Genomic DNA, 11,179 nt, shown 5'->3' on the forward strand with positions numbered 1-11,179 from the left:
GCGTTTAGTCTAAAAACATCTTTTTCAAAGGTGAGTACTTTTATGAAGTCAGCAATTACCCTGCAATCCAATCAGTCTGCCGAATCGAAGCCTGGTCGTCGGACCGGCCTTCTGTCGGCTGGCGGGCGCGGGCTGCTGGCAGCATGTGCCCTGGCCGTGTCGGCAGGCATGATGACTGCTCCGGCACATGCGCAGGGCGCCAAGGTCGGCTTCGTGAACACCGAGCGGATTCTGCGTGACTCCAAGCCCGCCAAGGATGCACAGGCCAAGATCGAGTCCGAATTCAGCCGCCGTGATACCGAACTCCAGCGTCTGGCCAACAACCTGCGCAGCGAAGCCGAAAAGTTCGAGAAAGACGGTCCTGTCCTGTCCGAGTCGGACCGGGTACGCCGCCAGCGAGAACTATCCAACCTGGACATGGACCTGCAACGCAAGCGCCGTGAATTCCAGGAAGACTTCAACCGCCGCCGCAACGAAGAATTCTCGGCTATCGTCGAGAAGGCCAATGCCGCGATCAAGCAGATTGCCGAGCAGGACAACTACGACCTGATCGTGCAGGATGCCGTCACGGTCAATCCGCGCATCGATATCACCGATCGGATCATCCAGGCGTTGGACAAGTAATCACATGCCGTTGCTGCTCAACCTGTCGGCGGCGCCCGCGCTGGACCGCCTGATGGCTGAAACCGATACCCAGGGGCTCGAATGGAGCCTGCTGGGAGGCACCACCGGCCAGACCGCCTGGCCGGTCATTGCCGGCATCGGCTCGCTGGCGGGAGCCGGTGAAAGCGAAATCAGCTTTGCCGTCAACAAGAAGTATCTGCAGGCATTGCTCTCAAGCCAGGCCCGCGCAGTCATCGTCACGCCAGAAATCGACCAGGCCTGCCTGCAGGCAGGGCCAGGCTGGTCAGATCGGGTACGTGTACTTTGCAATAATCCCTACCTGCTCTATGCACGCCTGACCCAGTGGTTCGAGCGCGCGCTCCAGCCTGTTCCCGACGCCTGCGGATCTGCCATACACGCCACTGCGGTTGTGTCGCCCAATGCCGAACTTGGCGAAGACGTGCGCATCGGCCCCGGCTGCGTGGTGGAAGACGGCGCGAGGATCGGTGCCCGCACGGTACTGGAGGCTGCCTGCATCATCGGTCGCAACGTCGTGATCGGTGAGGACTCCCTGCTGCATCCCCGGGTCACGCTGTATGCCCGCGTGCAGATCGGTGCCCGCGCCATCCTCCACAGCGGTGTGGTCCTGGGAGCCGATGGCTTTGGTTTTGCGCCCGACCACCATCAGGCTCGCGGTGGCTGGAGCAAGATTGCGCAGTTCGGCAGGGTGGTACTGGGCAACGATGTCGAAGTCGGCGCCAATACCACCATTGACCGTGGCGCGCTCGAAGACACGGTGATCGGCAACGACGTCAAGATCGACAATCAGATCATGATCGGCCACAACTGCCGGATCGGCGACCATACAGCGATTGCCGCCTGCGTGGGGATTGCCGGTTCGACTACCATCGGACAGCGCTGCACCCTCGGCGGGGCAGCCATGTTCTCCGGTCACCTGACCGTGGGCGACGATGTCCATATTTCGGGTGGCACCGCCGTGACGTCCGACATCCTCAAGCCCGGGCGCTACACTGGCGTCTTTCCCTATGCCGAGCATGCGGACTGGCAGCGCAATGCAGCCGTTCTGCAGCAGCTTGCCCAGATCCGGCGCAGAGTGCGCAGCCTGGAGCAGGGCGCATCCTCGGAATCGTGATCATCATTGCGGTGGGAGTCGGCCATCATGCTGTGCAGTACGCACAGCAGGCTGCTCCCCTGCCATAATTACAATAGAGTGCATACCATGGAACTGGACATCAAGGAAATTCAGAAACGCCTGCCGCATCGTTATCCGATGCTGCTGGTTGATCGCGTGCTCGAACTGGTGCCACGTGAACGGGTCGTCGCCATCAAGAACGTTTCGATCAACGAACCTTTCTTTGAAGGACACTTTCCACACATGCCAGTCATGCCGGGTGTGCTGATCATCGAAGCACTGGCCCAGGCAGCGGCGCTGTTCTCGTTCCCCGAGGTCAGCGGTTCCGATGATGCGGGCCAGGATACGGCCTACTACCTGGTCGGCGTCGATGAAGCCCGTTTCCGCCGCCCTGTGGTGCCGGGCGACCAGTTGCGCCTTGAGGTCGAGGCCGAGCGCATCAGCCGGGTCATGTGCAAATATCGCGGCAAGGCACTGGTCGATGGCCAGGTCGTGGCCGAAGCCAAACTGATGTGTGCAATCCGCTCTCTTTCCGACTGAACGAGGTAGCTACCATGGCAGCGCCCAGCATTCACCCGACAGCATTGGTCGATCCGGCCGCCCAGATCGGCGAAGACGTGACCATCGGCCCCTACAGCATCGTCGGGCCCCATGTCACCATTGGTTCGGGTACGCGCATTGGACCGCATTGCGTGATCGATGGTCACACCCGCATCGGGCACCACAACCATTTTTATCGCTTCTGTTCGATCGGCGGCATGCCACAGGACAAGAAGTATGCTGGTGAATTGACCCGCCTCGAGATCGGTGACTACAACACCGTGCGCGAGTACTGCACTCTCAATACCGGTACGGTACAGGATGGCGGCGTGACACGGGTGGGCAGTCACAACTGGATCATGGCCTATGTGCATATCGCCCATGACTGCCTGATCGGTGATCACACGATCATTGCCAACTCGGTGCAGTTCGGTGGACATGTGCATGTTGGCGACTGGGCCATCGTGGGAGGCCTGACCGGCGTACATCAGTTCACCAAGATCGGGGCGCACTGCATGATCGGCGGCAACAGCTCGCTGGTGCAGGATGTGCCCCCGTTCGTCATGGCTGGTGGCAATCCCTGCCTGCCAGCCGGCATCAACAGCGAAGGTCTCAAGCGCCGCCAGTTCCAGCCTGAGGTCATCTCGGCACTGCGCGATGCCTACAAGATCATCTATCGGCGAGGCCTTTCGCTGGCCGATGCCGTGGCCGAACTCGATCGCCAGCGTACTGCAGTCGCTCCTGAAGCGGCAGCCCAACTGCAGTTGATCCTCGACTTCCTGGCTCAGAGCACCCGCGGCATCGCACGCAAATGAGTACAGGCAGCGGGAACAGGGTGGTCGGCATGGTTGCCGGCGAGCCCTCCGGCGACCTGATTGCCTCCCGCATCATCGAGGGGCTGCAGGCTTCCGATGCAAACCTGCTTTGTCAGGGCATCGGTGGCCCCAACATGCAGTCCAGGGAGTTCGAACTCTGGCATCCCATGCATGCGCTCAGCGTATTCGGTTATGTGGATGCCATCAAGAGCCTGCCCAGGCTGCTGGGTATCTACCGGGATGTCCGCAGGCGCTGGCTGGCCCAGCCTCCCTCTGTCTTCGTGGGTGTGGATGCGCCTGACTTCAACCTGAGGCTGGAGCAACATCTGCGCGATGCCGGCGTGCCGACCGTGCACTTTGTCGGGCCTTCGATCTGGGCCTGGCGCTATGACCGCATTCATGCGATCAAGCGGGCCGTGTCGCATATGCTGGTGCTGTTTCCGTTCGAGGAAAAGATCTACCGCGATGCGGGTGTGCCGGTGACGTATGTCGGGCACCCCCTGGCGTCGGTCATTCCACACAAGCCTGATCGCGCGGCGGCCCGGGCGCGCCTGGGGCTGGATCAACAGGCCCGTATCCTGGCCATACTGCCGGGCAGCCGTCGCTCCGAGATCGAATTGCTGGGCCCACGGTTCCTGCAGGCAGCGCAATTGCTGCGAAAGCGCGATCCGAACCTGGTCTGCATTGCACCGATGGCCAACCAGGAACGGCGGGCGCAATTCGAGCAGATCCTCGTGCAGCATCCCGTTCCTGGACTGATCTGTCTCTCGCAGCAGGACCAGCGGCCTTGCGCCTGGGATGCAATGGAGGCCGCCGATGCCGTGCTGCTCTCGAGCGGCACGGCCACGCTGGAGGCCGCCCTGTTCAAGCGGCCGATGGTGATTTCCTACGTTCTGTCTCCCTGGATGCGCCGCATCATGGCCTGGAAATCCGGGCAGCAGCGGCCCTATGTGCCCTGGGTAGGGTTGCCGAATGTCCTGCTGCAGGATTTTGCCGTGCCCGAATTGCTGCAGGACGATGCCACACCGGACAAGCTCGCCGAGGCAACCTGGCAGGCCTTGACCGACGATGCACACATTGCGCGTGTGGAACAACGCTTTGCTGCGCTTCACCAGGATCTGGATCTGGATACGCCGGGGCTGGCTGCACGCGTCATCCTCGACGTGGCCGATGGCCGGGCCTGACTTGAACGCGGTCTCGGCTCAATGCACTGAGTTTTCATATGCAGCAACCCGATCTGTTTACTTGCATCCCTGACGTCGCTGGCCTGATGGCCGGTGTCGATGAAGCCGGCCGCGGGCCACTGGCAGGGCCGGTTTATGCGGCAGCCGTGATCCTCGATCCGGCACGTCCCATCGAGGGGCTGGCGGACTCCAAGAAGCTCACGGCTCGACGCCGCGAACAACTGGCGGTGCAGATCCAGGCACAGGCTCTGGCCTGGCACATCGCCTGTGCGGATGTGGCCGAAATCGATAGTCTGAACATCCTGCAGGCTACCATGCTGGCGATGCAGCGTGCCGTCCAAGGGCTGGTGGTCCAGCCCAGCTTGGCACTGGTTGACGGCAATCGGGCACCGAAGCTGGCCTGTCAAGTACAGACGATCGTCAAGGGGGATGCACTGGTGCAGGCCATTTCAGCAGCCTCCATCCTGGCTAAAACAGCGCGTGATGCCTATTTGCTGACTTTGCACAAGCAATACCCTCAGTATGAATTCGATCGCCACAAGGGCTATGGCACGGCGTTGCATCTTGCACGTCTGAACGAGCATGGCCCATGCCCGGCGCACCGAACCAGCTTTGCCCCCGTACGCAATTGCCTGTTGCCTTCCGCTGGGCAAGACGCATGAAACACATCACATCGGATCAGAATCCGCAGATCAAGCAGTTACGCATGCTGCGCGAACGTCCGGCACGTCAGCGCGATCGCATCCTGCTTGATGGCGTGCATCTGTGCCAGGCCTGGCTGCTGCATCATGGCCTGCCTGAATGTGCCGTCGCAGCGCAGAGCCGCCTGGGACAGACCGATATCGCGGCGATCCTGACACAGGTCGAGTCATCACGCATTCTGTGCGTACCTGATGCGCTGTTTGCCCGCCTCAGCGAAGTCGAAAGTCACCAGGGCATTCTTTTCGTGGCCGCCCGGCCTGTGCCGGCACTGCCGGATCTCATCAGCGAGAATGCTGTCTGGCTCGACCGCATCCAGGATCCTGGCAACCTGGGCACCCTGATTCGTACTGCAGCGGCGGCAGGTATACGTCGTCTGTTTCTGTCCAGGGGCACCGCGTCCGCCTGGAGCCCCAAGGCACTGCGTGCGGGGCAGGGCGGGCATTTCGTCGTGGCGTTGCACGAAGAGATCGTACCCGAGGTGCTGTTGCCGCGACTGGCCATCCCGCTTGCCGCGACGACGCTGGAGCAGGCCCGCAGCCTGTATGACAGCGCACTGCCACAGGATTGTGTATGGGTGTTCGGCAATGAAGGGCAGGGGGTCGATCCAGCCCTGCTGCAGGCCGCCGGGTTGCGCATCCGCATTCCGCACGAGCAGGACAGGGTGGAGTCGCTCAACGTGGCCGTCGCGGCTGCGCTGTGCCTGTTCGAGCAGCGGCGCCAGCAGCAAAGCAGCAGGTTAACTTAATTTGTGTGCAAGTAGGTGTAGATTAGAAAGGTAGGATGCGACGATATTGTCACATTCTTGTCGAGCAATGTTGCTGGTTATGGAAATAATGCCATTGTCCTCCAACTCAACGATCCCTCCGATTTCAAGGAAATGATTTCTGAGATCATCTACTAAAAAGCCTATGTTTCGCTCGATTTCGTCTGCGGAAAGCTCGCCATCCATGAAGCTTTCTCTACTAAGAATGTATTCATAGTACGGTTGGTATTTGAATTTCATGATTGTCAATACGTCGTGCTGCCCAGCTTCATCGCCTGCATCACGGTCGTCGAGATTTCCTCGATGGACTTGGTCGTGGTGGAGTGCCAGGAAATGCCTTCGCGGCGCATCATGCGCTCGGCTTCGGCCACTTCGTGGCGGCATTGTTCGAGCGAGGCATATACGCTGTTGGGACGACGCTCGTTGCGCACTTCGGACAGGCGTTCCGGATTGATCGACAGACCGAACAGCTTGTGGCGCCAGGGCAGCAGGGTGGCGGGCAGGGTGTTGCGTTCGAAATCCTCGGGGATCAGCGGATAGTTGGCAGCCTTGATGGCGTACTGCATGGCCAGGTAGAGGCTGGTGGGGGTCTTGCCGCAACGCGATACGCCGACCAGGATCACGTCGGCCTGGCTCAGTTCTCGCACGAACTGCCCGTCGTCATGGCCCAGGGTAAAGTTGATTGCCTCGATCCGGTTGCGGTACTGCTCGGACGTCACGCCCATGTGGGTACGGCCCACTGAGTGGCTGGATTTCACGCCCAGGGCTTCCTCGATGGGAGCCACGAAGGTACCGAACAGATCCAGGAAAATGCCGCTCGACTGGCGAACCCGTGCCAGGATCTGCTGGTCGACCAGGGTGCTGAAAACGATGGGGGGCTGGCCGCGTTCCTGCGTGTAGCGGTCGATGCGCTCGGCCACTTCGGCAGCCTTTTCCAGCGTGTCGATGAAGGGAATGCGCATCTGCTGGAAGCTGACCGACTGGAATTGCGAGAGGACAGCGTGACTGAAGGTTTCTGCCGTGATGCCGGTGCCGTCGGAGACGATCAGTACGATGCGCTGGATGGGCGATTCAGGTGCTTGATTTTGCATATGTAAGGGTATTTCACTGAAAAAAAAGTGCGCAAAGGCGTACAATCCGACTGCGAGTCAACCTTGGTGATTCCAAGGCCGATTTGGCCAGTATATGAGGCGAAGCCGCAGCGCGGGGCACGTACTGACCAAATCCGCTTTCTTCCATTGTATTAAAGGTGACTTCAATGTCTTATGTTGTTCCATTCGAGCAACTCCGCATGACGGATGTTGACTCGGTAGGCGGCAAGAACGCCTCGCTGGGTGAGATGATCAGTCAGTTGTCCGATGCCGGCGTACGCGTACCCGGCGGCTTTGCCACCACAGCAGAAGCGTTCCGTGATTTCCTGGCCGCGACCGGCCTGGACAAGAAAATCGCTGATCGCCTGACCACGCTCAATCCTGATGATGTGCGCGAACTGGCCCAGGCTGGTGGCGAGATTCGTCAATGGATCATCGATACACCTTTCCCCGAACAGCTTGATCGCGATGTACGCGCAGCCTTTGCCAAGCTCGATGCAGACGGCAAGGGTTCGTTTGCCGTGCGTTCCTCGGCAACGGCCGAGGATCTGCCCGACGCCTCGTTCGCCGGCCAGCAGGAAACCTTCCTGAACGTCGTCGGTATCGATGACGTGCTGGACAAGATCCGTCACGTGTTCGCTTCGCTCTACAACGACCGCGCCATTTCGTACCGCGTGCACAAGGGCTATGCCCATGCCGAGGTCGCCCTGTCGGCCGGCATCCAGCGCATGGTGCGTTCCGACTGTGGCAGCTCGGGTGTGATGTTCACGCTCGACACCGAGTCCGGCTTCGATGACGTGGTGTTCATCACCTCGTCCTACGGCCTGGGTGAGATGGTGGTGCAGGGGGCCGTCAACCCCGACGAATTCTATGTCTTCAAGCCGACCCTGGCATCGGGACACTATCCCATCGTGGGCCGCCGCATCGGTTCCAAGCTGCTCAAGATGGAATTCGATCCGGCCCGTACCGAAGGCATCGCCGTGCGTACGGTCGATATCCCGGTGACCGAGCGCAACCGCTATTCGCTGACCGACGACGAGGTCATCGAACTGGCCCGCTACGCCGTCATCATCGAGAAGCACTATCAGCGTCCGATGGATATCGAATGGGGTCGTGACGGCATCGATGGCAAGATCTACATCCTGCAGGCGCGCCCCGAGACGGTCAAGTCGCAGCAGGACAAGCACGACGTGCAGCAGCGCTATCGCCTGAAGGCGACCGGCAGCGTGCTGGCCACGGGCCGTGCCATCGGCCAGAAGATCGGTGCCGGCAAGGTGCGCGTGGTGGGCGATATCTCCGAAATGGACAAGGTCGAACCGGGCGACGTGCTGGTCACCGACATGACCGATCCCAACTGGGAACCCGTGATGAAGCGCGCCGCCGCCATCGTCACCAACCGCGGCGGTCGTACCTGCCACGCGGCGATCATCGCGCGCGAACTGGGCATCCCGGCCGTGGTGGGCTGCGGTGACGCCACCGATATCCTGATCGGCGGCGCCAACGTGACCGTGTCCTGCGCCGAAGGCGACGAAGGCCGCATCTACGACGGCCTGATCGAAACCGAGGTCGAGGAAGTGCGTCGTGGCGAGATGCCCGAAATCGGCGTCAAGATCATGATGAACGTGGGCAACCCGCAACTGGCCTTCGATTTCTCGCAACTGCCCAACGCCGGTGTCGGCCTGGCCCGTCTCGAGTTCATCATCAACAACAACATCGGCGTCCACCCCAAGGCGATCCTGGACTATCCCAATGTCGATGGCGAACTCAAGAAAGCCGTCGAATCGGCTGCCCGCGGTCATGCCAGCCCGCGTGCCTTCTTCGTCGACAAGGTCGCCGAAGGGGTTGCCACCATCGCGGCCGCGTTCTACCCCAAGCCCGTCATCGTGCGCCTGTCCGACTTCAAGTCGAACGAGTACCGCAAGCTGATCGGCGGCTCGCGCTATGAGCCCGAGGAAGAGAACCCCATGCTGGGCTTTCGCGGCGCGTCGCGCTACATCGCCGGCGAATTCGAAGAGTGCTTCCGCATGGAATGCGAAGCACTCAAGAAGGTGCGCGACGAGATGGGTCTGACCAACGTCGAAATCATGGTGCCGTTCGTGCGTACGCTGGGCCAGGCCGAAAAGGTCGTGAACCTGCTGGCGCAGCATGGCCTCAAGCGCGGCCAGAACGGGCTGCGCCTGATCATGATGTGTGAGGTGCCGTCCAACGCCATCCTGGCCGATGAGTTCCTGGAGCATTTCGATGGTTTCTCCATCGGTTCGAACGACATGACCCAGCTCACCCTGGGCCTGGATCGCGACTCGGGCATGGAACTGCTGGCCGCTGATTTCGACGAGCGTGATCCTGCACTGCAGTTCATGCTGCGCCGTGCGATCCAGGCTTGCCTGAAGGCCAACAAGTACGTCGGCATCTGCGGCCAGGGCCCCAGCGACCATCCCGATTTCGCCCAGTGGCTCAAGCAGGAAGGTATCCTGTCCATGTCGCTGAATCCGGACACGGTGGTCGATACCTGGCAGAAACTGGTCGACTGAGAACCAAAAGGAGTGCACTGCGATGTGGATATGGTTTGGCCTTGCTGCACTGGCCCTGATCGGCGAACTGAGCAGCGGCACGTTCTACCTGCTGCTGATCGCTCTCGGCTTCGCCGGTGGCGGGCTGGCCGCACTGGCCGGCCTGGCCTTGCCATGGCAACTGGTCGCATGTGCGCTGGTATCCCTGCTTGGGCTGCTGACGCTGCGCAAGTCGGGGTTTCTCAAGAAGCGGGAAGTCAATTCGGCCCGCAATGCCGATGTCAATCTTGATATCGGTCGCAGCGTGCAGGTCAGCCAGTGGGGCGACAACGGACTGGCGGCTGTCCAGTATCGTGGTGCCACCTGGCAGGCCGAGCTCGAGCCGGGCGCAGCCCGTACCACCGGGGTGCACGAAATCGTCGCCCTGCGTGGCTCGCGGCTGGTCGTGCGACCACGCTAGATCTTCGCTTCAGCACACGGAAATCATCCGTGTGCTGTTTTCCTGGCGGCTATGGCCAGTACGCCGAGCCGCTCATTCACTGTTTATGGGGATATGACCATGTTTCTGTCCGACTCTACCATTGTCTTGCTGATCCTGGTCGCGCTGGCGCTGCTGTTCATCATCAAGGCCATCGCCATCGTGCCGCAGCAAAACGCCTGGATTGTCGAACGACTGGGCAAATACGATCGTACGCTGTCCCCTGGTGCCGGCTTCGTGATTCCGTTCATCGAGCGCGTGTCGTACAAGCATTCGCTCAAGGAAATTCCGCTGGATGTGCCCAGCCAGGTCTGCATCACGCGCGATAACACGCAACTGCAGGTCGACGGTATCCTGTACTTCCAGGTGACTGACCCGATGCGGGCCTCCTATGGTTCGTCCAACTATGTGATCGCCATCACCCAACTGGCCCAGACCACGTTGCGTTCGGTCATCGGCAAGATGGAACTGGATCGAACCTTTGAAGAGCGCGACCTGATCAACAGCACGGTCGTATCGGCGCTGGATGATGCTGCGCTCAACTGGGGCGTCAAGGTGTTGCGCTACGAGATCAAGGATCTGACGCCGCCCAACGAAATCCTGCGTGCCATGCAGGCACAGATCACCGCCGAGCGTGAAAAGCGGGCGTTGATTGCTGCCTCCGAAGGCCGCCGCCAGGAGCAGATCAATATCGCCACTGGTGAACGCGAAGCCGCCATTGCCCGTTCCGAGGGTGAAAAGCAGGCCCAGATCAACCAGGCCCAGGGTGAAGCGGCCGCCGTGCTGGCGATTGCCGAGGCCACGGCACAGGCGATCACCCAGGTCGCCGCTTCGATCCAGAATCCGGGTGGCATGGAAGCGGTCAATCTGAAGGTGGCAGAGCGCTATGTCGAAGCCTTTGGCAATGTCGCCAAGGAAGGCAATACGCTGATCCTGCCGGCCAACCTGGCCGATGTGGGTGGGCTGATTGCCTCGGCCATGACGGTGGTGAAGCAGGCCGGCAAATAATCTGCCGCTTGCGAAGGAAAAAAGCCGCGCCGGGAAATCCCGGGCGCGGCTTTTTTCATATGGGTACTTTGCTGATGCAGTGCGATCGAATACCTACAACAACATCCATGCGACACCAGCGCCAGCAACGAGCAGCAGGAATATCTGTGCCGAGGTCAAGTATCGCAACCTTCGGGATGGCGTTTCGCTCAGGCCAATATTCAGGATGTTGAGCAACAAACTAAGCATGTTGCCAAGCACCAGGACACTGAAGGCAATGAGTCCACCAAGACCAGAAATAAAACCGCCAGAATCGGGGCTGACCCAGATCACTGTGGCCAGGATCAGGGTTG

12 protein-coding genes are annotated in these 11,179 nt (G+C 60.7%); 10 read left to right on the top strand and 2 right to left on the bottom strand.

The features are described from left to right. The first annotated feature begins 42 nt into the window (after nucleotides 1-42). The 7 genes from ABN482_RS05255 (at nucleotide 43) to ABN482_RS05285 (ending at nucleotide 5,742) form a co-directional block, all read left to right on the top strand. A complete protein-coding gene (locus tag ABN482_RS05255; RefSeq protein ID WP_349503001.1) occupies nucleotides 43-624 on the top strand; it encodes an OmpH/Skp family outer membrane protein in 582 nt (193 codons plus the stop codon). Between the two features lie 4 nt (nucleotides 625-628). After that, entirely contained in the window at nucleotides 629-1,756 is a 1,128-nt protein-coding gene (gene lpxD, locus ABN482_RS05260; protein WP_349503002.1) for a UDP-3-O-(3-hydroxymyristoyl)glucosamine N-acyltransferase, read from the top strand. 87 nt (nucleotides 1,757-1,843) lie between these two features. Further along, on the top strand, nucleotides 1,844-2,296 hold the full coding sequence (gene fabZ, locus ABN482_RS05265) for a 3-hydroxyacyl-ACP dehydratase FabZ (protein WP_349503003.1): 453 nt from the start codon (nucleotides 1,844-1,846) through the stop codon (nucleotides 2,294-2,296). 14 nt (nucleotides 2,297-2,310) lie between these two features. Then, complete coding sequence (gene lpxA, locus ABN482_RS05270; protein WP_349503004.1) at nucleotides 2,311-3,111, top strand: acyl-ACP--UDP-N-acetylglucosamine O-acyltransferase; 801 nt, start codon at nucleotides 2,311-2,313, stop codon at nucleotides 3,109-3,111. Further along, entirely contained in the window at nucleotides 3,108-4,295 is a 1,188-nt protein-coding gene (gene lpxB / locus ABN482_RS05275; protein ID WP_349503005.1) for a lipid-A-disaccharide synthase, read from the top strand. Before lpxA ends, lpxB begins: the two co-directional genes overlap by 4 nt. A 38-nt stretch (nucleotides 4,296-4,333) precedes the next feature. Further along, the gene (gene rnhB / locus ABN482_RS05280; RefSeq protein WP_349503006.1) at nucleotides 4,334-4,957 is read left to right on the top strand and encodes a ribonuclease HII; all 624 of its coding nucleotides are present in this window, start codon (nucleotides 4,334-4,336) and stop codon (nucleotides 4,955-4,957) included. After that, a complete protein-coding gene (locus ABN482_RS05285) occupies nucleotides 4,954-5,742 on the top strand; it encodes a TrmH family RNA methyltransferase (RefSeq protein ID WP_349503007.1) in 789 nt (262 codons plus the stop codon). Before rnhB ends, ABN482_RS05285 begins: the two co-directional genes overlap by 4 nt. Before the next feature lie 263 nt (nucleotides 5,743-6,005). Here the strand turns inward: ABN482_RS05285 and ppsR are convergent, their stop codons facing one another. Next, the gene (gene ppsR, locus ABN482_RS05290) at nucleotides 6,006-6,851 is read right to left on the bottom strand and encodes a posphoenolpyruvate synthetase regulatory kinase/phosphorylase PpsR (RefSeq protein ID WP_109060741.1); all 846 of its coding nucleotides are present in this window, start codon (nucleotides 6,849-6,851) and stop codon (nucleotides 6,006-6,008) included. 167 nt (nucleotides 6,852-7,018) lie between these two features. Between ppsR and ppsA the strand changes: the two genes are divergently transcribed. The 3 genes from ppsA (at nucleotide 7,019) to ABN482_RS05305 (ending at nucleotide 10,847) form a co-directional block, all read left to right on the top strand. Beyond that, entirely contained in the window at nucleotides 7,019-9,382 is a 2,364-nt protein-coding gene (ppsA, locus tag ABN482_RS05295; protein WP_349503008.1) for a phosphoenolpyruvate synthase, read from the top strand. Nucleotides 9,383-9,404: 22 nt separating this feature from the next. After that, entirely contained in the window at nucleotides 9,405-9,821 is a 417-nt protein-coding gene (locus tag ABN482_RS05300) for an NfeD family protein (RefSeq protein ID WP_349503009.1), read from the top strand. Nucleotides 9,822-9,920: 99 nt separating this feature from the next. Next, nucleotides 9,921-10,847, top strand: coding sequence for an SPFH domain-containing protein (locus tag ABN482_RS05305; protein WP_349503010.1), 927 nt, complete (start codon nucleotides 9,921-9,923; stop codon nucleotides 10,845-10,847). Between the two features lie 93 nt (nucleotides 10,848-10,940). Here ABN482_RS05305 and ABN482_RS05310 read toward each other — a convergent pair. Beyond that, a partial coding sequence (locus tag ABN482_RS05310; protein WP_349503011.1) for a hypothetical protein occupies nucleotides 10,941-11,179 on the bottom strand: 239 nt, incomplete at its 5' end.

This window comes from Corticimicrobacter sp. (assembly GCF_040137905.1).
Classification (GTDB): Bacteria; Pseudomonadota; Gammaproteobacteria; order Burkholderiales; family Burkholderiaceae_B; genus Corticimicrobacter.

What these genes read in the sequence shown, in the direction of transcription:
- ABN482_RS05255 (WP_349503001.1), top strand. Translation starts at nt 43, where the DNA reads ATGAAGTCAGCAATTACCCTGCAATCCAATCAGTCTGCCGAATCGAAG.
- lpxD (WP_349503002.1), top strand. Translation starts at nt 629, where the DNA reads ATGCCGTTGCTGCTCAACCTGTCGGCGGCGCCCGCGCTGGACCGCCTG.
- fabZ (WP_349503003.1), top strand. Translation starts at nt 1,844, where the DNA reads ATGGAACTGGACATCAAGGAAATTCAGAAACGCCTGCCGCATCGTTAT.
- lpxA (WP_349503004.1), top strand. Translation starts at nt 2,311, where the DNA reads ATGGCAGCGCCCAGCATTCACCCGACAGCATTGGTCGATCCGGCCGCC.
- lpxB (WP_349503005.1), top strand. Translation starts at nt 3,108, where the DNA reads ATGAGTACAGGCAGCGGGAACAGGGTGGTCGGCATGGTTGCCGGCGAG.
- rnhB (WP_349503006.1), top strand. Translation starts at nt 4,334, where the DNA reads ATGCAGCAACCCGATCTGTTTACTTGCATCCCTGACGTCGCTGGCCTG.
- ABN482_RS05285 (WP_349503007.1), top strand. Translation starts at nt 4,954, where the DNA reads ATGAAACACATCACATCGGATCAGAATCCGCAGATCAAGCAGTTACGC.
- ppsR (WP_109060741.1), bottom strand. Translation starts at nt 6,851, where the DNA reads ATGCAAAATCAAGCACCTGAATCGCCCATCCAGCGCATCGTACTGATC.
- ppsA (WP_349503008.1), top strand. Translation starts at nt 7,019, where the DNA reads ATGTCTTATGTTGTTCCATTCGAGCAACTCCGCATGACGGATGTTGAC.
- ABN482_RS05300 (WP_349503009.1), top strand. Translation starts at nt 9,405, where the DNA reads ATGTGGATATGGTTTGGCCTTGCTGCACTGGCCCTGATCGGCGAACTG.
- ABN482_RS05305 (WP_349503010.1), top strand. Translation starts at nt 9,921, where the DNA reads ATGTTTCTGTCCGACTCTACCATTGTCTTGCTGATCCTGGTCGCGCTG.